Origin of the sequence: Streptomyces sp. NPDC060205 (assembly GCF_042728395.1) — a bacterium.
In the GTDB taxonomy this organism is placed as follows: domain Bacteria; phylum Actinomycetota; class Actinomycetes; order Streptomycetales; family Streptomycetaceae; genus Streptomyces.
In genome coordinates, this window is sequence record NZ_JBHWZP010000144.1 from 1 (window position 1) to 23,044 (window position 23,044).

The 23,044-nt window shown below is 72.2% G+C and carries 19 protein-coding genes; 9 read left to right on the plus strand and 10 right to left on the minus strand.

Going from position 1 to position 23,044, the window contains the following annotated elements; translation table 11 throughout:
* Window positions 1–189 precede the first annotated feature (189 nt).
* From nirD to ACFWGJ_RS24175, 3 genes are read right to left on the minus strand one after another with little or no spacing between them, the layout of a single operon-like run.
* Window positions 190–558, minus strand: a complete 369-nt coding sequence (gene nirD / locus ACFWGJ_RS24165) for a nitrite reductase small subunit NirD (protein ID WP_387328031.1) — start codon at window positions 556–558, stop codon at window positions 190–192.
* Window positions 555–3,194, minus strand: a complete 2,640-nt coding sequence (gene nirB / locus ACFWGJ_RS24170; protein WP_387328033.1) for a nitrite reductase large subunit NirB — start codon at window positions 3,192–3,194, stop codon at window positions 555–557. The genes nirD and nirB overlap by 4 nt, the downstream gene beginning before the upstream one ends.
* Window positions 3,194–4,465 carry an NAD(P)/FAD-dependent oxidoreductase gene (locus ACFWGJ_RS24175; RefSeq protein WP_387328035.1) on the minus strand — a complete coding sequence of 424 codons (1,272 nt, stop codon included), beginning with the start codon at window positions 4,463–4,465 and terminating at the stop codon, window positions 3,194–3,196. The genes nirB and ACFWGJ_RS24175 overlap by 1 nt, the downstream gene beginning before the upstream one ends.
* A 243-nt stretch (window positions 4,466–4,708) precedes the next feature.
* Here ACFWGJ_RS24175 and ACFWGJ_RS24180 point away from each other — a divergent pair, with 243 nt between their 5' ends.
* Entirely contained in the window at window positions 4,709–5,491 is a 783-nt protein-coding gene (locus ACFWGJ_RS24180) for a sulfite exporter TauE/SafE family protein (RefSeq protein WP_387328038.1), read from the plus strand.
* A gap of 105 nt (window positions 5,492–5,596) precedes the next feature.
* Here the strand turns inward: ACFWGJ_RS24180 and ACFWGJ_RS24185 are convergent, their stop codons facing one another.
* Window positions 5,597–6,247 (minus strand): class F sortase, encoded by a 651-nt coding sequence (locus ACFWGJ_RS24185; RefSeq protein WP_387328041.1) that lies wholly within the window; start codon window positions 6,245–6,247, stop codon window positions 5,597–5,599.
* 117 nt (window positions 6,248–6,364) lie between these two features.
* Window positions 6,365–6,910, minus strand: a complete 546-nt coding sequence (locus ACFWGJ_RS24190; RefSeq protein WP_387328044.1) for a hypothetical protein — start codon at window positions 6,908–6,910, stop codon at window positions 6,365–6,367.
* Window positions 6,911–7,222: 312 nt separating this feature from the next.
* On the opposite strand from ACFWGJ_RS24190, the gene ACFWGJ_RS24195 reads away from it, so the two are divergent.
* Window positions 7,223–7,846: an NADPH-dependent FMN reductase gene (locus tag ACFWGJ_RS24195; protein WP_387328045.1), complete on the plus strand. Its 624-nt coding sequence runs from the start codon at window positions 7,223–7,225 to the stop codon at window positions 7,844–7,846.
* Window positions 7,847–7,884: 38 nt separating this feature from the next.
* Here ACFWGJ_RS24195 and ACFWGJ_RS24200 read toward each other — a convergent pair whose 3' ends face one another.
* Window positions 7,885–8,796 carry an aminoglycoside phosphotransferase family protein gene (locus tag ACFWGJ_RS24200; protein ID WP_387328047.1) on the minus strand — a complete coding sequence of 304 codons (912 nt, stop codon included), beginning with the start codon at window positions 8,794–8,796 and terminating at the stop codon, window positions 7,885–7,887.
* A 258-nt stretch (window positions 8,797–9,054) separates the two neighbouring features.
* Between ACFWGJ_RS24200 and ACFWGJ_RS24205 the strand changes: the two genes are divergently transcribed.
* On the plus strand, window positions 9,055–9,411 hold the full coding sequence (locus ACFWGJ_RS24205) for a hypothetical protein (protein ID WP_387328049.1): 357 nt from the start codon (window positions 9,055–9,057) through the stop codon (window positions 9,409–9,411).
* Between the two features lie 95 nt (window positions 9,412–9,506).
* On the opposite strand, the gene ACFWGJ_RS24210 is transcribed toward ACFWGJ_RS24205, so the two are convergent.
* Complete coding sequence (locus ACFWGJ_RS24210; RefSeq protein WP_387328052.1) at window positions 9,507–11,150, minus strand: M4 family metallopeptidase; 1,644 nt, start codon at window positions 11,148–11,150, stop codon at window positions 9,507–9,509.
* A gap of 187 nt (window positions 11,151–11,337) precedes the next feature.
* Between ACFWGJ_RS24210 and ACFWGJ_RS24215 the strand changes: the two genes are divergently transcribed.
* A complete protein-coding gene (locus ACFWGJ_RS24215) occupies window positions 11,338–11,760 on the plus strand; it encodes a gamma-glutamylcyclotransferase family protein (protein WP_381834174.1) in 423 nt (140 codons plus the stop codon).
* A gap of 147 nt (window positions 11,761–11,907) precedes the next feature.
* Here ACFWGJ_RS24215 and ACFWGJ_RS24220 read toward each other — a convergent pair whose 3' ends face one another.
* From ACFWGJ_RS24220 to ACFWGJ_RS24230, 3 genes are all read right to left on the minus strand, one after another.
* Window positions 11,908–14,049 (minus strand): molybdopterin oxidoreductase family protein, encoded by a 2,142-nt coding sequence (locus tag ACFWGJ_RS24220; RefSeq protein WP_387328055.1) that lies wholly within the window; start codon window positions 14,047–14,049, stop codon window positions 11,908–11,910.
* A gap of 278 nt (window positions 14,050–14,327) precedes the next feature.
* Entirely contained in the window at window positions 14,328–14,627 is a 300-nt protein-coding gene (locus ACFWGJ_RS24225) for a hypothetical protein (RefSeq protein WP_387328058.1), read from the minus strand.
* Between the two features lie 153 nt (window positions 14,628–14,780).
* Window positions 14,781–15,509 (minus strand): vancomycin high temperature exclusion protein, encoded by a 729-nt coding sequence (locus ACFWGJ_RS24230; protein WP_387328061.1) that lies wholly within the window; start codon window positions 15,507–15,509, stop codon window positions 14,781–14,783.
* A 194-nt stretch (window positions 15,510–15,703) separates the two neighbouring features.
* On the opposite strand from ACFWGJ_RS24230, the gene ACFWGJ_RS24235 reads away from it, so the two are divergent.
* The 5 genes from ACFWGJ_RS24235 (at window position 15,704) to ACFWGJ_RS24255 (ending at window position 22,871) form a co-directional block, all read left to right on the plus strand.
* Entirely contained in the window at window positions 15,704–16,480 is a 777-nt protein-coding gene (locus tag ACFWGJ_RS24235) for a sirohydrochlorin chelatase (RefSeq protein WP_387328064.1), read from the plus strand.
* Window positions 16,481–16,680: 200 nt separating this feature from the next.
* A complete protein-coding gene (locus tag ACFWGJ_RS24240; RefSeq protein WP_387328067.1) occupies window positions 16,681–18,039 on the plus strand; it encodes a deoxyguanosinetriphosphate triphosphohydrolase in 1,359 nt (452 codons plus the stop codon).
* A 115-nt stretch (window positions 18,040–18,154) separates the two neighbouring features.
* Window positions 18,155–19,420: an NAD(P)/FAD-dependent oxidoreductase gene (locus ACFWGJ_RS24245; protein WP_387328070.1), complete on the plus strand. Its 1,266-nt coding sequence runs from the start codon at window positions 18,155–18,157 to the stop codon at window positions 19,418–19,420.
* A gap of 56 nt (window positions 19,421–19,476) precedes the next feature.
* The gene (gene dnaG / locus ACFWGJ_RS24250; protein ID WP_387328073.1) at window positions 19,477–21,384 is read left to right on the plus strand and encodes a DNA primase; all 1,908 of its coding nucleotides are present in this window, start codon (window positions 19,477–19,479) and stop codon (window positions 21,382–21,384) included.
* A gap of 191 nt (window positions 21,385–21,575) precedes the next feature.
* Window positions 21,576–22,871: an RNA polymerase sigma factor gene (locus tag ACFWGJ_RS24255; protein WP_387328076.1), complete on the plus strand. Its 1,296-nt coding sequence runs from the start codon at window positions 21,576–21,578 to the stop codon at window positions 22,869–22,871.
* The last annotated feature ends 173 nt before the right edge of the window (window positions 22,872–23,044 follow it).

Here is a 23,044-nt window from a genome sequence, read left to right on the forward strand (position 1 = left end):
CCTTTCGGGGCGCCCCTTTCGGGGCAAAAGCCGGGGCGCAGCCCCGCTTTTGAGGGGCGCGGGGAACTGCGCGGCCCGCCCCCACCGGGCCCGCAGACGAGGACGAAGGCCGGGGCGCAGCCCCGCCTTCAAGGGGCGCGGGGAACTGCGCGAACGGCCCCCACCGGCCCGCAGGTGAGATAAGACCGCTCAGCGCGCCCGCACCTCGTACGTCGTCACCCGTACCGACTCGTCGTCCAGGCACTCGCCCGACGCAAGGTCGAAGCGTTGTTTCAGGAGGGGGGAGGCCACGAACGGCCTCCCCCGGTGGGAGCCGGTCAGCCCGCGTGACAGCACCGCCGCCCCCGAGAACGGGTCGCGATTGTCGATCGCGTACATCCGGCCCGCCCGGTCCAGGAAGAGCGCCACCTGCCGCCCGTCCGGCAGCAGCGCCGCCACCCCCCGCCCAGGCGTCAGCACGGACAGGTCGCACACCGCGAACCAGTCGTCGGAGGTGCTGTCAGGGCCGGCCGGCCGGAGCTGGACCGTGAGCGTCGTGGTCTCGGGTGCGAGCGTCATCGCTGGGCGCTTCCTTCCAGAGGACGGGTATCGATGGTCAGCAACGGCAGGTCGGGCTTGATCTGATCGCGCTCGGGGACGAACCCGACCACCGGGTCGGGCGTGTCCGGCGCGTTCACGAACGACACGAAGCGGGCCAGCTTCTCGGGGTCGTTGATGGTCTCGGCCCACTCGTCGCGGTAGGCGGCGACATGCGCCGTCATCAGCGACTCCAGCTCCTCGCAGATGCCCAGCGAGTCGTCCACGACGACGTCACGGACGTGGTCGAGGCCGCCGGGCAGCCGATCCAGCCACGTCGAGGTGCGCTCCAGCCGGTCGGCCGTACGGATGTAGAACATCAGGAAACGGTCGATCAGGCGGATCAGCTCGGCGTCGGAGAGGTCCTGGGCCAGCAGGTCCGCGTGGCGCGGGGTGGCGCCGCCGTTGCCGCCCACGTACAGGTTCCAGCCGGCCGCGGTCGCGATGATGCCGAAGTCCTTCGACTGGGCCTCGGCGCACTCGCGGGCGCACCCGGACACCGCCGACTTGAGCTTGTGCGGCGAGCGCAGACCCCGGTAGCGCAGTTCCAGGTCGATGGCCATGCGCACCGAGTCCTGGACGCCGTAACGGCACCAGGTCTGCCCCACGCACGACTTGACCGTCCGCAGCGACTTCCCGTACGCGTGCCCGGACTCGAACCCCGCGTCCACCAACCGCGCCCAGATCAGCGGCAGTTGTTCGACGCGCGCGCCGAACATGTCGATCCGCTGACCGCCCGTGATCTTTGTGTAGAGGCCGAAGTCCCGTGCCACCTCACCGATCACGATGAGCTTCTCGGGCGTGATCTCGCCGCCGGGGATGCGCGGCACGATCGAGTACGAGCCGTTCTTCTGCAGGTTCGCGAGGAAGTGGTCGTTGGTGTCCTGGAGGGCGGCCTGCTCACCGCCGAGGACGTACCCCTCGGCGCCGATCGTGGGCGCGAGCGACGCGACGATCGAGCCGACGGTGGGCTTGCAGACCTCGCACCCGTCACCGCCCCGGGCGTCCTCGCGGCCGTACCGGTCGAGGAGCTGCTGGTACGAGGAGATGCGCAGGGCGAGGACGATCTCGTACAGCTCCTCGCGGGTCTGGGAGAAGCAGCCGCACAGGCCCTTGTCGACCTCGACGCCGCTCGCCTCCAGCTCGGAGGTGACGAGCTGGCCGAGCACCTTGACGCAACTGCCGCAGCCGGTACCGGCCTTGGTGCACTTCTTGACCTCGGGGACCGTCGTGCAGGAGTGCTCGGTGACCGCGCCGCGGATCGCGCCCTTGGTGACGTTGTGGCAGGAGCAGATGATCGCCTCGTCCGGCAGCGCGGAGGGGCCGAGCTGGACGGGCGCGCCCGCGCCGGCGGGGAGGACCAGCTGCTCGGGCGCTATCGGCGGCACCGAACCGGTGAACGCCCGCAGCGTCCCGTACGCGTCCGCGTCACCGACCAGGATGCCGCCGAGCAGTTCCCCGCCGGGCCCGATGACCAGCTTCTTGTACGTGCCGGAGCGGGAGTCCGCGTAGACGACGTCGAGGCAGTCGGCGGCGGCGCCGTGCGCGTCACCGAAGGAGGCGACGTCCACGCCGAGGAGCTTCAGCTTGGTGGAGAGGTCGGCACCGGTGAAGGAGGCCGCCTCGCCGGCCGGGTCGCCGACAGGGGTCGCCGCGGCGGCGATCGTGGTGGCCGCGGTCTCCGCCATCTCGTAGCCGGGCGCCACCAGCCCGTACACCCGGCCGTCCGAGGCCAGCGCGCACTCGCCGATCGCGAAGACCGCCGGGTCGGAGACCGTACGGCACTGGTCGTCGACGCTGATGCCGCCACGCTCGCCCACGGTGAGTCCGCAGTCGCGGGCGAGCTGGTCGCGGGGGCGTACCCCGGCGGAGAACACCACCAGGTCGGTGGCGACCGTGGAGCCGTCGGAGAGCTTCATGCCGGTCACGGCGCCGTCGTCGCCGGTGACGACCTCCTGCGTACCGGTGCCGGTGTGGACCGTGAGGCCCATGTTCTCGATGGTCCGGAGCAGCGCCGCACCGCCGCCCTCGTCGACCTGGACGGGCATCAGCCGGGGCGCGAACTCCACGATGTGCGTGGCCAGTCCGAGGCCCTTCAGCGCACCGGCGGCCTCCAGGCCGAGCAGCCCGCCGCCCACCACGGCGCCGGTGGTCGCCCGCGCCTTCGCGTACTCCTCGATGGCGAGCAGGTCCTCGATCGTGCGGTAGACGAAGCAGCCCTCGGCGTCCTTGCCCGGCACGGGCGGCACGAAGGGGAACGAGCCGGTGGCGAGGACCAGCGTGTCGTAGCCGACGACGAGACCCGAGCGGGCGGTGACCTTGCGGGCGGCCCGGTCGACGGTCTCGGCCGGGTCGCCGAGGTGCAGCTCGATCCCGTGCTCCGCGATGAACTCCAGGTCCGTCACGGACAGTTCCTCGGGTGTGCGGCCCGAGAAGTACGAGGTGAGCTGTACGCGGTCGTACGCGGGGCGCGGCTCCTCGCACAGCACGACCACCCGGTGCGTGGCGGTCAGGCCGCGCTCGGCGAGCGCTTCGAGGAAGCGCTGGCCGACCATGCCGTGGCCGACGAGCACGATCGTGGGGCGGGGGCCAGTTCCCACCGGTGCGGTCGTGGACATCAGGAGCCTCCATCGTTGGTGAGCAGGTGGAGCAGCGGGGCGCCGTCCGCGGGGAGCGGTTCGGCTCCCTCCCAGGCGCGGGCGAGCGCGCCGACGGTGCCGAGCTCGCCGACGAGCACCCCGCCGACCAGGCGGTCGTCGCGGACGACGACCTTGCGGTAGGTGCCGCGGGTGGCGTCGGTGAGCTGGATGACGTCGTCCCCGGGGAGCGGGGTGTGCTCCCCGAAGGCGGCGAGGTCGAGCGGGCCGCCGACGGCGGGGGAGCCGCCGGTGGCGAGGGTCAGCCGGGTGAGGGCGCGGGTGCCGCCGTAACCGGCGGCCCCTCCCGCGGACCCGGTCCCGGCCGGTGACGCGCTCATCGGCTCGGCCAGCAACTCGGCCAGCACGTCGGCCTGTTCGAGCGCGGGCGCGGCCAGCCCGTACACCTGGCCGTCGTGCTGCGCGCAGTCGCCGATCGCCCGGATGTGCGGGTCGGAGGTGCGCAGCTCGTCGTCGACGATGACGCCCTTGTGCACGGCGAGCCCCGCGTCCTGGGCGAGGCCCGCGCGCGGTCGTACTCCGCAGGCCAGCACCACCAGGTCGGCGCCGAGGGTGTAGCCGTCGGCCATCTCGACCGAGTGGACCGCGCCCTCGACGCAGCGCACGCCGCGCACCCGGCTCTCGGTGTGCACCTCCACGCCGAGGTCCTGGAGGTGCCGGAGCACCAGCCCGGACGCCGACGGGTCGAGCTGACGTTCCATCAGGCGTTCGCCCTGCTGGGCGAGGACGACCTGCGCACCGCGTTCGGCGAGCGCGCGGGCGGCCGAGACGCCGAGCAGTCCGCCGCCGATGACGACGGCCCGGCTGCCTCGCCGTACGGCGTCGGACAGCCCCAGGCAGTCGTCCATCGTGCGGAACGCGTGCACGCCTTCGGGAAGTTCGGGTCGGCCGGGGGCGAACAGGCCGCGCAGCGGCGGCAGTACGGGGTTCGAGCCGGTGGCCAGGACCAGCGTGTCGTATGCGATCACCGTGTCGTCGGCGAGGTGCACCTGGCGCAGCGCGCGGTCGATGTGCACCACCCGGCCGCGGGTCAGCCGCTCGGGCGTGGGGAGTGCGATGACCTCGGGGGCGTACCGCCCGGCGAGGACCTCCGCGAGCAGCACCCGGTTGTACGGGCTGTGCTCCTCCTCGCCGACGAGCACGGCGGACACGCCGAGCTCCGTGAGCCTGCGGGCGAGACGTACGCCCGCGAGGCCGGCGCCGATCACCACCACACGCGTATTCGAGGTCATGTACGGCAGCGTGCGGTGCCGGTGTTACCCGGCCGCATCACGACTGTTTCCCGTGGGGAACGCTGCCCTCAGCGGGACCCGGACGCGGATGTGAGGGCCCGGGAGCGCGTCGGGGCTGGGGTCGGGACCGGGTCGGGGCGCTCGCGCGCCGCGTACGCCCGCCACCGGCGGGAACCTCAGAAGTCCCTCAAGGTTCACGATATCCATGGACTGCGCATCTATCTCTTCCTTAGTGTCGTGATCATGCCCGACATATCGTTGACCATGGTCGTCGTCCTGTGCCTCGCCGCCCTCGCGGCCGGCTGGATCGACGCGGTCGTGGGCGGCGGCGGGCTGCTCCTCCTGCCCGCCCTGCTGCTCGGGCTGCCGAACACGGGCTCGGCAGCCCAGTACGCGCTCGGCACCAACAAGGCCGTGGCGATCGTCGGGACGACGGGCGCGGCGGTCACGTACGCGCGCAAGGCACCCGTGGACGTCCGCACGGCGATACGGATCGGGCTTGCGGCGCTCGCCGGGTCCACGGCCGGGGCGTTCGTCGCCACCGGGATGAGCACCGAGATCCTGAAACCGGTGGTCATGGTCGTCCTGCTCGGCGTCGGCACCTTCGTGATCCTCAAGCCCGCGTTCGGTACGGCCCCCTCGACCGAGCCCGTCTCCGCGCGCCGTGTCCTCGCCGCGATCGGCCTCGCGGGCCTCGGCATCGGCTTCTACGACGGACTGGTCGGCCCCGGCACGGGCACGTTCCTCGTCCTCGCCCTGACCGCGCTGCTCCACCTCGACCTGGTGTCCGCCTCCGCCACCGCGAAGATCATCAACTGCTGCACGAACGCGGGCGCGCTGGCCACGTTCGCCTGGAAAGGCACGGTGTTCTGGCAGCTCGCCGCGCTGATGGCCGTGTTCAACCTCGTCGGCGCCATGGCCGGGGCACGCACCGCGCTCAAGAAGGGCAGCGGCTTCGTACGGGGCGTGCTGCTGACGGTGGTGTTCGCGCTGGTGGCGAAGCTGGCGTACGACTTCTGGCTCTGAGCCCCGCGGGATCCTGACGCCCCTGATGCCCCCGCCGGTCCCTGGCAGCCGCCGGCGGCCCTGACGCCCCCGCCGGTTCCTGACGCCCCGGCCGACCCCTGACGATCAGGAGCGCCGGCTGCCCGTGAGGTGGGCGAAGACGACCACGTTGCCCCGGTAGCCGGTGCCCGCCGAGTAGCCGCCCCCGCAGGTGATCACGCGCAGCTCCGGGCGCCCCGCGGCCCCGTACACCTTCTCGTCCGGGAAGTCGCGGGCGTCGTAGACCTCGACCGCGTCGACGGAGAAGAGGGCGACGCTGCCGTCCCGGCGGCCGACCTCGATCGTGCTGCCCTTCCTGAGGGCGCCGAGCCGGTAGAAGACGGCGGGGCCCTCGGCGTTGTCGACATGCCCTGCGACGATCGCGGTGCCCTTCTCACCGGGCGCGGTACCGGCCTCGTACCAGCCCGCGAGGTTCTTCCGGGCCGCGGGCGGCACGTCGAGGCTGCCCTGCGGGGAGAGGCCGAGGCCCATGAGGGGGGCGTCCACCCGGATGGAGGGGATACGGACGCGGTCGGGCGGCGAGTGCGGGAGCGCGTCGGCCGCGGGCCGGTCCACATGGCTGCCCGCGCGGGCCTGCGCGGCCGACGGCTGGGGCGGCGCATGCGTCCTCGCGCCGCTGTGCAGCAGCCAGGCCCCGCAGAGCAGCGCGAGGAGGGTGGCGACGGCTATCGGGAGGTTGGAGATCTTCGAGACGCTGCCGAACGGACGCACCCGCACCCGGGCCCCCTCTCATCCTGTGACGTTCCATGGGTCCCGCGTCCCCCTCCGGGCCGCGAGGGGCGTCGGGCCCGGAGAGGGAGGGGACGGCGGTACCGGGACAGCGGAGGGTGTCCGTCAGATCCCGTCGCCTCTCGCCCGGCGATGCAGGAGCCAGGTACCGCCCGCGGCGGCGACGGCCAGGGCGGCCACTCCCGCCGCGGTCTGCACGGGGTCGGGGCCGAGTGCGCCGCCGACCCCCGTCTTCACACTTCCCCGCGGGTGGACCTGCGCCTGCGGACTGCTCTCCTGGGTGGAGGTGAGCGTGACCACCAGGTCGCCGGTCATCCGCGGACCGCCGGAACAGCGCACGACGATCTCGTACGTGCCGGGCTGCGCGGAGGGCGGCACCTCGAACCGGCCGACCGCGTCCCCTTCGTGCGCGCTGGGGATCAGCGTGAAACGGCCCGCGCCGACGGCCCCGGCGTCACCCGACACGGCGTCGTCGGCCTCGCACGACGCGGTGTTCACGGTGACCTCGGCGCCGGGCGCGACGGTGGCCGGATACAGCTCGATGGACCCCGCGTCGCCCGTCTCCCCGTCCGCCCCGTACGCGGGCGCCGCGCAGAGGGCCGCCGAGGCGACGGCGAGCGCGGTACCGGTCAGCAGGCGGGCTGTGCGCATCGTGCGTGCTCCTGTCGAGGGGCGCGGCCCGCGACACCCCCATGTGTCGCTGCGTCGGTCACGCCCTGCCCTACCGAGGTAAGTGGCAGTCGACGGCGTACGCCTCCTGATGTCAGGTCAGAAGTGCGCTGAACGGGTGTCAGGCGGGGGACGCGCGACGCCACCCCGCCCACGTTTCACCAGGTCACCGGCGTGTGCGGAGGGCTCGGGCAAAAAGAACCCGAAGAGCGCGGGCGGCACGTGTGAACGGGTGACCGGTTCCCGCCACCGGCGGCTTGACCTCAAGTTTGGTCGAGGTGTGAGGCTCGGCGCATGAACCCCACCGCGGACGTTCCCGCCCCTCTCAGCGTGTCCCTCCCGGCCCCCCTCAAGGTCGCCGTCATCATCGGCAGCAACCGCGAGGGCCGCTTCGGTCCCGTCGTCGCCGACTGGCTCCTCGGCCGGCTCCGCGAACGCGACGACCTGACGGCCGAGGTGGTGGACACGGCCGACGCCGGACTGCCGACGGCCCTCTCCCACTCCCCGACACCCGAGGTGACCGCCGAGCTGGCGAAGATCACGCCCAAGCTGGCCGCCGCCGACGCCTTCGTCGTCCTGACCCCCGAGTACAACCACTCCTTCCCCGCCTCGCTCAAGGCCCTCATCGACTGGCACTACGAGGAGTGGCGGGCCAAGCCCGTCGCCTTCGTCTCGTACGGCGGGGTCTCCGGCGGCCTGCGGGCCGTCGAACAGCTCCGCCAGGTCTTCGCGGAACTGCACGCCGTCACCGTCCGCGACACGGTCTCCTTCCACAACGCGGGCGCGTCCTTCGACGACGAGGGCCGCCACCGGGACCCCGCGGCCCCGGACGCCGCCGCGAAGGTGATGCTGGACCAGCTGGGGTGGTGGGGGTCGGCGCTGCGGGAGGCCAAGAGGGTACGACCGTACGGCAGTTGACACTGCCGGGCGCGCTGCTGCTGAGGCAGCCGGGCTTTCTACTCGGCGTCGGCGTCGGCGACGGCCTGCGCCACCGCCCGGCGGCCCACCGCCGCCAGCACGGGATTGGTGACCCGGTAGTGGTGCCCGGCCGTCAGCCCGAAGTACAGGGCCCAGCCGCGCCCGCGGGCCCAGGTGTCGTCGTCGACGGCGGCGGCCTCGCGGAACAGGGGCCGGGTCGCCTCGTCGAACACGGCCCAGGCGGCGAGCACGTCGGCCGCCGGATCGCCGGTGCCGAGCCCGCCGAAGTCGATGACCGCGCTGAGGCGACCGTCCTGGGCCAGCAGATTGCCGGGCAGGAGGTCGCCGTGCAGCCAGACGGGGTCGCCGCTCCACCGGGGGACCGGCAGCGCGTCCTCCCAGACGGCGGTCACGGCACTCGCGTCCAGCGTGCCGTCCGCGCCCAGCTCACGGATCGCGGCCCGCACGTGCCGGTCGTCGGCGAGCGGCCCACCACGCCAGGAGGGCGACCCGCCGACGGCGTCGACCTCCCGCAGCGCGGCCACGAACCGCCCCAACCGCACTGCCGCATCGGCGAGTTCGGCACCCGCCCCCAGCGGCCGGTCGTAGACGTTGCTGCCGTCCAGCCAGCGGAACACGCCCCACGGCAGCGCGTACCCCTGCCCGGGCACGCCCGCGGCGAGCGGCACGGGGACGGCGAGCGGCAGACGCGGCGCGAGCCTCGGCAGCCACCGCTGCTCCTTCTCGACCTGCCCCGCCCCACCGGGCAACCGCGGCAGCCGTACGACCATGTCGTCGCCGAGCCGGTACATGGCGTTGTCGGTCCCGGCGGACACGACCTGCTCCACGTCCAGCCCGCCCCACTGCGGAAACTGCTCGGCGACGAGCCGCCCGACGAGCGCTTCGTCGATGTCGAGTTCGTCGGGATGCATCTTGGGGGCGGGCGGCATATGGCTCCGTAATCTCAATGCCCTGCGTGTCCTGCGTCCTACGCGTGACGTGAACCGTGGCACGCGGCGCCCATGAGCGGCCACTCCTTAAAGGCGACGGGCCGCGGACCCACACGGCGTACGCAGGATCGATACCTCGTGCGCGTGCGGGTGACACCGCGTATCCGCACGGCCGGGCCGGGGGATGCGGCAGACGGATTCACGGACTCCCCGGGCTCATCGGCCCCGGGGAGCCGTCAACGTTCCGGAGGAAAAGGAATGCGTCTTCGCCACACCGCTGCCGCCGCAGTCGGAGCGCTCGTCCTCGTGGTCACCCACGCGGCGTCCGCGAGTGCCGCCACAGGAGACTTCTCCTACCGATACGCCGGGCCCGACGGCCTGCCGCAGTCGGTCACCCTGCACGACCCGGAGAGCCCCGGCTGCATCGTGCTGCCCGAGGTCGCGGACCCGGGCGCGTCCGAGCCGGCCTTCGCCCCGCACAACGACACCGACGTCTGGGTGATGGTGTTCACCGAGCCCGACTGCACCGGCGACTCCTGGACACTGCGCCCGCACGGCCGGCCGGCCTCGGACCGCCTCAAGCTGCGGTCGGTCTACCTGACCGACCGCCACTGACCGACCGCCACTGACCGGCACCTGCACGCCGCCCCCGACGCGCGAGTGGCCGCCCCGGCCATGAACCGGGGCAGCCACAGGTGACGTGCGTCGCCTCACTTCACCGAGACCGCCGACCAGGCCGCCCCCACCGCCGCGTACTCCGCGCTGCCCGCGCCGTACAGGTCCTTCGCGGCGTTCAGGGTCGCCGTGCGGGCGCCCGCGTACTTCGTCGACGACGTCATGTAGACCGTCAGCGCCCGGTACCAGATCGCACCCAGTTCGGCCCTGCCGATGCCCGTCACCTTCGTGCCGTCGCAGGTCGTGCCGTTGTGCGCGACGCCTCCGATGGTCTTCGGGCCGCTGCCCTCGGCGAGGAGGTACGCGAAGTGGTTGGCGACGCCCGAGGAGTAGTGGACGTCGAGACTGCCGACCGAGGAGGTCCAGCAGTCCGCGGAGGCGCCGTCCTTGGAGGGCTGGTCCATGTACCGGAGCGCGGAGCGGCCGAAGCCGGACTTCACGACCTTCTCGCCGATCCGCCAGTCCCCGGGGTCCGAGGGATTGGCGGCGTAGAACTCCACCAGGGTGCCGAATATGTCGGAGGTCGCCTCGTTGAGGCCGCCGGGCTCGCCCGAATACGTCAGCGCCGCCGTCTTCGAGGTCACGCCGTGCGACATCTCGTGGCCGCTCACGTCCAGGGACACCAGCGGCCCGAACGTCGTCCCGTCACCGTCGCCGTACGTCATGCAGAAGCAGCCGTCGTCCCAGAACGCGTTGTTGTAGGCGCTCCCGTAGTGCACCCGGTTGTACGAGCCCTTGCCGTCGCCCGCTATCCCGCTGCGGCCGTGGACCTTCTTGTAGTAGTCCCAGGTGGTGTCGGTCCCGTACTGTGCGTCGACCGCAGCCGAGGCGCGGTCGGAACCGGCGCCCGTCCCCCAGTGGTTGTCGGCGTCGGTGAGGACGGGTGCCGCCGCACGCTTGTAGCAGAGGATCAGGATGCAGGAGTCGGTCTTGTTCTGCGTGTCGCCCGTGTACGTGTTTCCCCTGGTGGGGTCGGTCAGTTGATAGGCCGAGCCGGACTTTGTCGTCTGCAGCGGGACCGTACCGGCGTACAGCGAGCGGCCGTCGCCGGCCGCCGTCTCGATGCTGTCCCAGGCGTCGATCTGCTTGCCGGTGACCGCGTCGGTGAGGACGACCCGGGCCATCGGATTCCCGAGCGAGTCCTTGCCGGTGGCCTCGGTGCGCCAGGCCAGCTTCGGCTTGCCGTGCAGGGCGTCCACCATCAACTGAGGCTTGGCGACCAGCCCGCGGAGCGTCTCGCCGACGTTCGCGAGACGCAGGGCCGCGGTGGCGATGTCGGCCGCTTTGGGCGCGGACACCGACGGCTCGACGCTCGGCAGGGAGAGGGGGCGCGTGGTGGCCCGTTCGGAGCTGCGGTAGTCGCCGGACGCCGTCAGATGGACCACGAAGTCGCCGCCCAGCACCGGCAGTTGACGGTACGTCCGGTCGTAGCGCACATGCTGCGTGCCGTCCGCGTCGACGATCACGTCACGGGCCTTCGTACCCTGGTCGGAGGTGAGGCCCAGCCGTGCGGCCTGCTCGGCGATCACCGCCGCGGCGTTGCCGAGCACGGTGTCCCGGTCCGGCCCGTCGGCCGCGGCAGCGCCGGGGGACAGGGCGCCCGCCAGCAGGGTGGTGGCCGCCGCGGATATACCGACGGTGGCGAGGCGCGAGCCCCGGATGTGCCGTGTCCGACTCATCGAACGCATCGAACTCCTCAGGAAGGCACGCGAAACGCGTGGTGGGGGGAGTGGGGGGCGGGGGATGCGAATGCGAATGCCCGCTCAGTTCTAGGTGGCCGGACGGTGTCATGTCCATAGCTGATCGCTGGGGGACGTGTGGGGATGTGTGTGGGGTGGGAATCGTTTCTGCAAAGGTCCGGGCACAGTGAGCCGGCTGCCGTTCTTCGTCTACGGGACGCTGCTCCGTGGTGAGGGGAACCACGACACCTTCCTTCGCGGCCGCACACTCGCGCAGACCCCGGCGACACTCACGGGCGCGCTGCTGTACGAGGGCCCCGGCTATCCGTACGCCGTCGAGACGCCTGAAGCCTGCGGGGGAGTGGTCCACGGCGAACTGGTCACGGCCGACCCGGCCACGTACACACAACTCCTCGCCGCACTCGACGAACTGGAGGAGTACACCTCGGGCGCCCCGTCGAACCTCTACGAGCGCGTGGCGAGAGACGTGACGAGGACGACGGACGCCACGCGCGTACGGGCCTGGGTGTACGTGGCGGCACCGGCGGTGGCGGCGGAACTAAGGGCGAGCGGCCAGCTGATCAAAGGCGGCAACTGGAGGCCCCGTTAGGGGCGCGGGGAACGGCGCAGTCTTTTGTCTGTTCAGGGGCGCGGGGAACGGCGCAATCTTTGGCTTTTAGGGGCGCGGGGCTGTGTCTATTTACGGCTCCGCCGCGGGGCGCGACCAGCCCCCACGGACCCGCAGCGTCCCCCGACCTCAACCCACCCGCTCAACACTCCCCACCCGCTCCACCCGCACCGCACACCCCTTGAACTCCGGCATCCGAGACACCGGATCCAGCGCCGGATTCGTCAACGTGTTGGCCCGCCCCTCCCCAGGCCAGTGAAACGGCATGAACACCGTGTCGGCCCGGATCGCGGTCGTGATCCGCGCCGGCGCCACCGCCCGCCCCCGCCGTGACACCACGGCCAGCGGCTCCCCCTCCGCGACCCCGAGCCGCTCGGCCAGCCGGGGATGCAGTTCCACGAAGGGGCCGGGCGCGGCGGCGTTCAGCTCGTCGACGCGGCGCGTCTGCGCTCCGGACTGGTACTGGGAGACCACCCGGCCGGTGGTCAGCAGCACCGGGTACTCCTCGTCCGGCTCCTCCGCCAGCGGCCGATGGCTCACGGCGGCGAACCGGGCGCGCCCGTCCGGGGTGGCGAACCGGTCGAGGAACAGCCGGGGCGTACCGGGGTGAACCCCGTCCCCGTCCCTGTCTCCATCCCCCTCCCCGTCCCCGTCCTCCGCCGGGCAGGGCCAGAACACCCCGCCCTCCTCCACCAGCCGCCGGTACGTGATCCCCGAGTAGTCGGCGGCCCCACCCGCACTGGCCCGCCGCAGCTCCTCGAAGACCTCCTCCGGGTCCGTGGGGAAGCCCTTCTCCACGCCCAGGCGGGCGGCCAGTTCCCGCATCACGTACAGATCGCTGCGGATGCCGTCCGGCGGTGTGATCGCCTGCCGACGCAGCAGGACCCTGCCCTCCAGGTTGGTCGTCGTGCCCGTCTCCTCGGCCCACTGGGTGACGGGGAGGACGACGTCCGCCAGCTCGGCCGTCTCGGACAGCACCACGTCGGCGACGGCCAGGAAGTCCAGCGACCGCAGCCGTTCCTCGATGTGGGCGGCCCGGGGCGCGGACACGACCGGGTTCGAGGCCATCACCAGCAGCGAGCGGATGTCCGTACCCATGGCGTCGAGCAGCTCGTACGCGCTGCGGCCGGGCCCCGGCAGCGAGTCGGGGTCGACGCCCCAGACCTCGGCCACATGCCGCCGCGCCGCCGGGTCGTCGAGCTTGCGGTACCCGGGCAGCTGGTCGGCCTTCTGGCCGTGTTCACGCCCGCCCTGTCCGTTGCCCTGCCCGGTGAGACAGCCGTACCCGGAGTACGGCCGCCCCGCCCGCCCCGTCGCCAGGCACAGGTTGATCCACGCGCCGACCGTGTCCGTGCCCTTGGACTGCTGCTCGGGCCCGCGCGCGGTGAGCACCATCGCGGACTCCGGCTCGCAGAACATCCGCACGGTCTCGCGGAGTTGGGGCACGGACACCCCCGTGATCCGTTCCACGTACTCCGGCCAGTGCGCCATCGCCGCGGCCCGCGCCTCCTCCCACCCGCTCGTACGCTCCTGGATGTACGCCTCGTCCGTACGCCCTTGGGCCACCACCAGGTGCAACAGCCCGAGCGCCAGGGCGAGATCGGTGCCGGGACGCGGGGCGAGATGGAGATCCGCCTGCTCGGCCGTGCGTGTGCGGCGCGGATCGATCACGATCAACGTGCCGCCGTTCTCCTTCAGCTCCGTGAGATAGCGGAGCGCGGGCGGCATGGTCTCGGCGAGGTTCGAGCCGACGAGGATCACGCACCCCGTCCGCGGGATGTCCTCCAGCGGGAAGGGCAGCCCCCGGTCCAGACCGAAGGCCTTGATACCGCCGGCCGCCGCGGACGACATGCAGAAACGGCCGTTGTAGTCGATCTGCGAGGTACCGAGCGCGACCCGCGCGAACTTGCCGAGCGTGTACGCCTTCTCATTGGTCAGCCCGCCCCCGCCGAAGATCCCGCACGCGTCCGGGCCATGCTCCGTACGCGTGCGGGACAGCCCCTCGGCGATCCGGTCGAGCGCCTCGTCCCAGCCGGACGGCCGCAGCTCGCCGTCCGTACGGACCAGCGGGGTGGTCAGCCGCACCCGGGACGAGAGCAGCGCGGGCGCGGTGCGGCCCTTGCCGCACAGGGCGCCCCGGTTCACCGGGAAGTCGGTGCGTTCCGTCACCTCCACCACGCTGCCGCCGGCGCCGTCCGGCACGGGGGTCAGGTTCATCCCGCACTGCAGCGCGCAGTACGGGCAGTGGGTGGGCGTCACGGAGGTCTGCATACCGCCCAGCGTGCGTCGGACGTGTTACGCGGCACGACGCACCCGGTTACGCGACAGGCACGGGGACCTCCCCGCCCGCCCCGGCCGACCGTGAGGGCGCCCCACGAGGAGGGGCGGCGGGGTGGGAGCACCCGCCAGTACTCCCACCCCGCCGCCCGCCCGGGGACCGCGATCACTCAGCCACGCATGCGCGGCCACGCACCCGCGACCGCTCACACGGTCCGCTCACATGGTCCGTTCACGCGGCCCGCACTCACGGCCCGCTCACGCGGCCCCGCTCAGCACTCGTACGCGTAGTACGGCTCGTCGCCCGCCTCCAGGCCGATGCGTCCGACCCCGCCGGGGCCGATCTGGATACAGCTGGGGTCCCACCCGTCGACTTCGACCGTGGCGGAGATCGTGTGGCCGCACACGTTGTGGATGTCGGCCCATCCCCAGCCGGAGGCGCCGAGCTTGGCGCACCCGGGCTCCCGCAGCGACCCGTCGGTGTCCGCCGACGCACTCACCACGGCACCCGGCACCGACAGCAGTGCGGCCGCCATGGCGGCGACGAAAGCGGTACGAAGTCCAGTCATCATGTGTCCTTCCCTCAAGCCCAGTTGAAGGTCCGGGCTGCTGAAACAGACACTATCCGTAGTCAGTTGACTACAGAACGCTTCGGAACCGCTTTCACGCGGCAGGGTGAGCGACCGCCGCCAAACCCGCTCGGCGGCGTGACATCCATCTCCCGACTACTGCCCGGCAGACTGTTTGGCGGACGCCAACGCCCTTTCCACGCCCGGCTCTTGGGGTCCCAGGAACGTCGGATCGGGCTCGAAGACCGCGTCCATGAGCGCCTTCCCGGCCGCCATCACCTCGCGGGCCCCGCCGTAGTACCAGGTCGTGTCGTGCACGTCGTCCACCCCGACGCCGTACGACGCGACGCCCGCCTCCTGGCAGAGCGCGACCGCGCGCCGGATGTGGAAGCCCTGGCTGATCAGTACGGCCTCGTCCACGCCGAAGATCTTCTTGGCCCTGACACAGGAGTCCCAGGTGTCGAAGCCGGCGTAGTCGCTGACGATCCGCCCGTCGGGCACGCCCCGCTTCGTGAGATAGGCGCGCATGGCGTCCGGCTCGTCGTAGTCCTCACGGCTGTTGTCGCCGGTGACCAGGACCACCTGGATACGGCCTGACCGGTACAGCTGCGCCGCCGCGTCCAGCCGGTGCGCGAGATACGGGGACGGCTCGCCCTGCCACAGCCCGGCCCCGAAGACGACCGCGACCTCGGTGCGCGGCACGTCCGCCACCGTCCGCAGCCGGTCGTCCGTGACCGTGAACATCCACGCCGACGGCAGCAGCGCGAGCACACAGCCGGCCATCACGGCCTGCACGGCACGGCGCTGCCCGGTACGGGTGCGCGGCAGCCGCGGTCGCAGGAACTCCGGCAGTCGCGGCAGGCGCGGACGTCTCGGACGACGCATGGGACGGTCCCTCCCCGGGTGGCCTCGGGCGGCCTCGCCACGGGAGACGCGTGGCGGGGCCATCCGGTTCACTCCGGGACACGCCACTCAGGGCACGGCATCTCACACGGCTCCGCACCCCGCCGTGAAGCCCCGGAAAAGCTCCGTGACCACGGCGCAACGGGTCGGCAACCTCGTACCGGCATCCTTGAGGCATGACGGCGCACCTCATGAACCGGAACAGCAGCAGTCGGCGCGGCACCCGGCGTCCTGCCCCGCCCGCGCTCGTCCTGGTGGGCCACGGCAGCCGCGATCCGCGCGCCCTGAGCACCGTACGGACCCTCATGGAGCGGATCCGCGAGCTGCGCCCCGGCCTGCCCGTGCACCTCGGCCACATCGAGCTGAACGAACCCCTGCTGCCCGACACGCTCGCCGCCCTCGGCACCGGTGACGCGGTCCTCGTACCGCTGCTGCTGAGCCGCGGCCACCACGTCAAGCGGGACATCCCCGAGGCCGCCGCGGCGTCGTCGGCGCACGTCCGGATCGCCGGACCGCTCGGCCCGCACCCGCTGCTGGTCGAGACGCTGTACGAGCGCCTCGTCGAGGCCGGCTGGCGCACGCCGGACGCCGCCGAGCGCCGGACGAGCGCGGTCGTGCTCGCCGCGGCGGGCTCGCGCGACCCCGACGCGGCTCTCGACACCCGCCGCACCGCGAGGCTGCTCGCGCACCGCCTCGGCGTACCGGTCGTCCCTGCGTACGCCTCCGCCGCGACCCCCACGGTCACGGACGCCGTACGCGCCCTCACCGCCCGGGGCCGCCCCCGCATCGCGGTGGCCTCGTACTTCACGGCCCCCGGCCGCTTCGCCACGGAGTGCACGGCAGCGGCCCCGGGCCTGGCATCGGCCCCCCTGGGCGCCCACCAGGCGATGGCCCACCTGGCCCTGCACCGCTACGACGAGGCCATGACCCCCACCCTGGCCGCAACCGCCTAGGGGCGCAGCCCGGAACGGCGCAGTCTTTCAGGGGGCGCAGCCCCCAGGGGCGCGGGGAACTGCGCGACCAGCCACAACGCACCCGCACCCGCGCACCATCAGCACCCGGCAGACGCGCAGGCGCAAAACGCGCAGGCTCAAAAACCGCGCAGGCGCAACCCCACACCCCAATTGTCAGCCCCTCCGCTTACTGTCAAGGCATGGAAGGCACGAGCACCGAAACCCCCCGCCCCCCACAGGCACCCGAGCCACAGACCACCCCCCCGGCCTACGACCCCACGTCAGTGGCCCGCTGGGCCACGGAGCCGGACAAACGCCCAGGCCGCACCGCCTTCCAGCGAGACCGCGCCCGCGTCCTGCACAGCTCCGCCCTCCGCCGCCTCGCGGGCAAGACCCAGGTGGTCACCCCCGGCACCCGAAGCCAGGTCTGGGACGCGAGCCCCCGCACCCGTCTGACCCACTCCCTGGAGTGCGCCCAGATCGGCCGCGAGCTGGGCGCCGCCCTCGGCTGCGACCCCGACCTCGTGGAGGCGGCCTGTCTCTCCCACGACCTGGGCCACCCCCCGTTCGGGCACAACGGAGAACAGGCGCTGAACGAGTTCGCCGAGGACTGCGGCGGCTTCGAGGGCAACGCCCAGTCGCTCAGACTCCTCACCCGTATCGAGCCCAAGCGCTTCGTGCGCGGCGCGGCCGTCCCGGCGGCGGCCCTCGCTGACGGGGACGGCCTGGTCAGCGTCGGCCTCAACCTCACCCGCGCCACCCTCGACGCCGCCACGAAGTACCCCTGGCCGCGCGGCGCCCACCCCACCGACCCGAAATCCCCGAAGTTCGGGGTCTACGAGGACGACCGCCCCGTCTTCGACTGGATCCGCGAGGGCGCCCCCGGCACCCGCGCCACCTTCGAGGCCCAGGTCATGGACTGGGCCGACGACGTGGCGTACTCGGTGCACGACGTGGAGGACGGCCTGCACGCGGGTCACATCGACCCCGAGTGCCTGCACGCGGATCCCGAACGGCAGGAGATCTTCCGGGTCGCGATCGGGCGGTACGTGGAGGCGGACACCGACCCCGCCGAGCTGGCCGCGGCCCTCGACCGGATCCTCGCCCAGGAGTGGTGGCCGCACGGCTACGACGGCTCGGCCGTCGCCCAGGCCCGCCTGAAGGACGCCACGAGCCAGCTCATCGGCCGGTTCTGCCTCGCCGCGGAGAGCGCCACGCGCGCGACGTACGGGACGGGCAGGCTCACGCGGTACGCCGCCGAGCTGGTCGTCCCGCGCGCCGCGCGCCTGGAGTGCGCGGTGCTCAAGGCCGTCGCCGACCGGTACGTGATGCAGCGCGCCGAGCAGGAGCTGCTCCGCGCCGACCAGCGGATCGTCGTCGCCGAGCTGGCCGAGGCGCTGACCGCGCGGGCGCCGGAAGGCCTCGACCCGCAGTTCCGTGCCCTGTTCGACGAGGCGCCCGACGACCGTGCCCGCAAGCGGGTGATCGTCGATCAGATCGCCTCGCTCACGGACGCCGCCGCACGATCACTGCATGCGAGGCTCAGGGTGCAGGTGTGACATCCGGAGGGGGCGGACGTGACCCTGCGTGGCCTGAAGGGGCCGCTCCCTCTTCCCCCATCACGCTGCGTGCGGGACGCTCGCAGGTGGCGACACCGTAACGAGGAGGCATCAAGTGGTCGACGCAGATCAGACATTCGTCATCGTCGGAGGAGGCCTGGCCGGCGCCAAGGCGGCCGAAACCCTCCGGGCGGAGGGCTTCAACGGCCGGGTGATACTGATCTGTGACGAACGGGACCACCCGTACGAACGGCCGCCGCTGTCCAAGGGATACCTGCTCGGCAAGGAGGAGCGCGACAGCGTCTTCGTCCACGAACCCGCCTGGTACGCGCAGAACGACGTCGAGCTGCACCTCGGCCAGACCGTCGACGCGATCGACCGGGCCGCGAAGACCGTCCGCTTCGGCGACGACGGCACACTCGTCCACTACGACAAGCTGCTGCTGGTGACCGGCGCCGAGCCGCGCCGGCTCGACATCCCGGGCACGGACCTCGTCGGCGTCCACCACCTGCGGCGCCTCGCCCACTCCGAGCGCCTCAAGCAGGTCCTGGCCGCCCTCGGCCGCGACAACGGCCACCTGGTGATCGCGGGCGCCGGCTGGATCGGCCTGGAGATCGCCGCGGCGGCCCGGGAGTACGGGGCCGAGGTCACCGTCGTCGAGCCCGAGCAGACCGCGCTGCACGGCGTGCTCGGCCCCGAGCTGGGCGAGATCTTCGCCGAACTGCACCGCGAGCACGGTGTCCGCTTCCACTTCGGCGCACGCCTCACCGAGATCACCGGCCACGACGGCCTGGTCCTGGCCGCCCGCACCGACGACGGCGAGGAACACCCCGCGCACGACGTCCTGGCGGCGATCGGCGCGGCCCCGCGCACCGGCCTCGCGGAGGCGGCCGGCCTGGAACTGGCCGACCGGGCGCACGGCGGCGGCATCGCGGTCGACGAGCGGCTGCGCACCTCCGACCCCGACATCTACGCGGCCGGTGACGTGGCCGCCTTCCCGCACCCCCTGTTCGGCAGGCGGCTGCGCGTCGAGCACTGGGCGAACGCGCTGAACGGCGGCCCGGCGGCGGCCCGGGCGATGCTGGGCCGCGGAACGACGTACGACAGGGTGCCCTATTTCTTCTCCGACCAGTACGACGTAGGGCTTGAGTACTCGGGCTGGGCGCCCCCGGGGACGTACGACCAAGTGGTGATCCGGGGAGACGCGAGCAAGCGCGAGTTCATCGCCTTCTGGGTGAAGGAGGGGCGCGTGCTCGCCGGGATGAACGTCAATGTGTGGGACGTCACAGAACCCATCCAGCAGCTGATCCGCACGGGGGTACAGGTGGACACCGAGGCCCTCGCCGACCCGCACGTTCCGCTGGACAGCCTGGTCCCATGACCGGCGGAGGGTCTCGGGGGGACTCCACTGTCACACCGTCCCCGTAGACTCGGCGCGTGGCCGGCAGGATCAACGACGAGGACGTGAAGGCGGTTCGGGACGCGGTCCCGATCGACGCCGTGGTGTCCGAATACCTCCAACTGCGCAACGCGGGCGGCGGAAACCTCAAGGGACTGTGCCCGTTCCACGACGAGAAGTCGCCCTCCTTCCAGGTCAGCCCGAGCAAGGGACTCTTCCACTGCTTCGGCTGCCAGGAGGGCGGCGACACCATCACGTTCGTGATGAAGGTCGACCACCTCACCTTCTCGGAGGCGGTCGAGCGCCTCGCGGGCCAGGCGGGCATCACCCTTCGTTACGAGGAGGGCGGGTACAACCCCTCCCACCAGCGCGGCGAGCGGATCCGCCTGGTCGAGGCCCACCAGGCCGCCGCCAAGTTCTACGTCGAACAGCTCGACACCAGCTCCGAGGCCGACGCCGGCCGCACGTTCCTCGCCGAGCGCGGCTTCGACCAGTCGGCCGCCACGCACTTCGGCGTGGGCTACAGCCCCCAGGGCTGGGACCACCTCGTGCGCCACCTGCGCGGCAAGGGTTTCACCGACAAGGAACTGGTCCTGTCCGGCCTCGCCCAGGAAGGCCGCCGCGGCCCCATCGACCGCTTCCGCGGCCGGCTGATGTGGCCGATCCGCGACATCGGCGGCGAGGTCGTCGGCTTCGGCGCCCGCAAGCTCTACGAGTCGGACAACGGCCCGAAGTACCTGAACACACCCGACACACCGATCTACCGCAAGTCCCAGGTCCTGTACGGCATCGACCTCGCCAAGAAGGACATCGCCAAGAGCAGCCGGGCCGTCGTCGTCGAGGGCTACACCGACGTCATGGCCTGCCACCTCGCCGGCATCACCACCGCCATCGCGACCTGCGGCACGGCCTTCGGCAACGACCACATCAAGATCCTGCGCCGGCTGTTGATGGACAACGGCTCGGCGCGGGTGATCTTCACCTTCGACGGGGACTCGGCCGGCCAGAAGGCCGCCCTGCGCGCCTTCGAGGACGACCAGAAGTTCGCCGCCGAGACGTACATCGCGATCGCCCCGGACGGCATGGACCCCTGCGACCTGCGCCTCGCCAAGGGCGACGCGGCCGTCGCCGACCTCGTCGAACCGCGCACCCCGCTCTTCGAGTTCGCCCTGCGCCAGATCATCGCCCGCTACGACCTGGAGACCCCCGCCGGCCGAGCCGCGGCGCTCGACGAGTCCGCTCCCGTCGTGGCCCGCATCAAGAACAGCGGCGCCCAGCACGAGGTCGCCGTCCAGCTCGCCGGCATGCTCGGCATCCTCGACACGCAGTTCGTCGTCAAGCGGGTCGCCCAGCTGGCCCGCTGGGCCCGCGACCGCGGCGGCAAGGGCCCCGCGCCGACAGGCAACGGCCGCGCCCCGCAGCAGTACGAGAACAGCGGCCCCAAGCCCCCTTCGGGCCCGGCCCTGACCCTGCGCAACCCCGTGTTCGCCACCGAACGCGAACTGCTGAAGCTGGCCCTGCAGCGCCCCGACCTGGTCTCCCCGGCCTTCGATGCGTACGGGGTGGACGAGTTCACCGCCCCGCCGTACGCGGCGGTCCGCGAGACGATCATGGAGGCGGGCGGCGCGGAGCTCGGCGTCCAGGCCCCGCAGGAATACCTCGTACAGGTCCGCGAGGCCGCCGCCGACGACGTGGTTCGCGCCATGGTCACGGAGCTGGCCGTCGAGGCCATCATGCGCAAGACCGTCGACGAGGCCTACGCCGGCGAGCAGTTGGTGACCGTCCGCCGGCGCGCCGTCGAGCGCCGGGTCCGTGACGTCCAGGGCGCACTCGCGCGCGCCAGCGCACAGGGCGACCAGGCCCAGCTGGCCGCCGTGCAGAACGAGCTGTGGGTGCTCCAGCAGTACGACCAGGCACTGCGGGAGAAGGGCCCGGCCGCGCTCTAGAGGGGCCGGCGCCGCGGGCCCCCGGCCCGAAACCGGATCGGGAACCGGACACCTCGGGAAACGTCCCAGATCAGGGCCCACAGGACCACACCCGCTTTCCGTGAGGGTAACCAGGCAGTCACGGACAGGACTCAAAAAGTCACCGCACGCCCCTCGTGGCGAGGATGTGTCGTACTCCACACTGGGTTCCGGTGCCTGAGTCCTCGGAGCGCGGCCGACCCGAACGCGACGGGTCCGAAGTCCCCGCGGTTCCGCTCAACGTGTTCGGGACGGACAGCGGCAAGGCCGTCGTCCCCGTCCCGCTGCCGCACGCCTCAGCAGCGACATTCCTGGAGGTCGCCCCCGTGCAGACCCAGACCCTGACCGACAACAGCACGCACACCGCGCACCCCGCGCACAAGGACACGGACGCCGATGTCCTCGCGGCCGTACCACCGCAGAACCGTGCCGCCCATCACCCCGAGAGCGCTTCGGAGGCGGACAGCACGCCGGAGCCGCCCGCCGCCGTCCTCGTGGAGAGCGAGACCGAGACGCCGGAACCGGTGGACGTGCCGCGCGGACGAGCGGACACCGGAGGGCCGTCCTCCGACCTGTTCCGCCAGTACCTGCGGGAGATCGGCCGGATCCCGCTGCTCACCGCGGTCGAGGAGGTCGAGCTCGCCCGCCGGGTCGAAGCGGGCCTCTTCGCCGAGGAGAAACTCAGGCTGGCCTCCGACCTCGACAGCCAGCTCGCCCTGGACCTCGACAAACTCGTGGTCATGGGCCGGATGGCCAAACGCCGCCTCATCGAGGCCAACCTGCGCCTCGTCGTCTCCGTCGCCAAGCGGTACGTAGGACGCGGGCTGACCATGCTCGACCTGGTCCAGGAAGGCAACCTCGGGCTGATCAGGGCCGTCGAGAAGTTCGACTACGCCCGCGGGTACAAGTTCTCGACGTACGCGACCTGGTGGATCCGCCAGGCCATGTCCCGCGCCCTCGCCGACCAGGCCCGCACGATCCGGGTCCCCGTGCACGTGGTCGAACTCATCAACCGCGTCGTGCGGGTGCAGCGGCGGATGCTGCAGGAACGGGGGTACGAGCCGACGCCCGAGGAGGTCGCGGCGCATCTCGACCTGCCCAGTGAGCGGGTCAGCGAGGTGCTGCGGCTGGCGCAGGAGCCGGTGTCGCTCCACGCTCCGGTGGGGGAGGAGGACGATGTCGCCCTCGGGGACCTCATCGAGGACGGGGACGCGACGAGTCCTGTGGAGTCGGCGGCGTTCCTGCTCCTTCGGGAGCATCTGGAGGCGGTGCTGTCGACGCTCGGGGAGCGGGAGCGGAAGGTGGTTCAGCTGCGGTACGGCCTGGCGGACGGTCGGCCTCGTACGCTGGAGGAGATCGGGCGGATCTTCGGGGTCACGCGCGAGCGGATCCGTCAGATCGAGTCCAAGACGCTGAACAAACTCCGCGACCACGCCTTCGCGGACCAGCTTCGGGGCTACCTGGACTAGGGGCGTTTCCTCGCCCCCGCCGCCCCTTCCCATTCCCGTCACTGACTCGGGGGCCAGCCCCCGAACCCCCGCTCCTCAAACGCCGGAGAGGCTGAGACCCAGCCCGTCCGGCGTTTGAGGACAAAGGGGGCGAGGGGGCGGAGCCCCCATGCGTGGACGGGAACGGGTAGGGG

Excerpts from the sequence above, each read along its gene's own strand:
- nirD (WP_387328031.1), bottom strand. The coding sequence starts at position 558 with ATGACGCTCGCACCCGAGACCACGACGCTCACGGTCCAGCTCCGGCCG.
- nirB (WP_387328033.1), bottom strand. The coding sequence starts at position 3,194 with ATGTCCACGACCGCACCGGTGGGAACTGGCCCCCGCCCCACGATCGTG.
- ACFWGJ_RS24175 (WP_387328035.1), bottom strand. The coding sequence starts at position 4,465 with ATGACCTCGAATACGCGTGTGGTGGTGATCGGCGCCGGCCTCGCGGGC.
- ACFWGJ_RS24180 (WP_387328038.1), top strand. The coding sequence starts at position 4,709 with ATGCCCGACATATCGTTGACCATGGTCGTCGTCCTGTGCCTCGCCGCC.
- ACFWGJ_RS24190 (WP_387328044.1), bottom strand. The coding sequence starts at position 6,910 with ATGCGCACAGCCCGCCTGCTGACCGGTACCGCGCTCGCCGTCGCCTCG.
- ACFWGJ_RS24195 (WP_387328045.1), top strand. The coding sequence starts at position 7,223 with ATGAACCCCACCGCGGACGTTCCCGCCCCTCTCAGCGTGTCCCTCCCG.
- ACFWGJ_RS24200 (WP_387328047.1), bottom strand. The coding sequence starts at position 8,796 with ATGCCGCCCGCCCCCAAGATGCATCCCGACGAACTCGACATCGACGAA.
- ACFWGJ_RS24205 (WP_387328049.1), top strand. The coding sequence starts at position 9,055 with ATGCGTCTTCGCCACACCGCTGCCGCCGCAGTCGGAGCGCTCGTCCTC.
- ACFWGJ_RS24210 (WP_387328052.1), bottom strand. The coding sequence starts at position 11,150 with ATGAGTCGGACACGGCACATCCGGGGCTCGCGCCTCGCCACCGTCGGT.
- ACFWGJ_RS24220 (WP_387328055.1), bottom strand. The coding sequence starts at position 14,049 with ATGCAGACCTCCGTGACGCCCACCCACTGCCCGTACTGCGCGCTGCAG.
- ACFWGJ_RS24225 (WP_387328058.1), bottom strand. The coding sequence starts at position 14,627 with ATGATGACTGGACTTCGTACCGCTTTCGTCGCCGCCATGGCGGCCGCA.
- ACFWGJ_RS24230 (WP_387328061.1), bottom strand. The coding sequence starts at position 15,509 with ATGCGTCGTCCGAGACGTCCGCGCCTGCCGCGACTGCCGGAGTTCCTG.
- ACFWGJ_RS24235 (WP_387328064.1), top strand. The coding sequence starts at position 15,704 with ATGACGGCGCACCTCATGAACCGGAACAGCAGCAGTCGGCGCGGCACC.
- ACFWGJ_RS24240 (WP_387328067.1), top strand. The coding sequence starts at position 16,681 with ATGGAAGGCACGAGCACCGAAACCCCCCGCCCCCCACAGGCACCCGAG.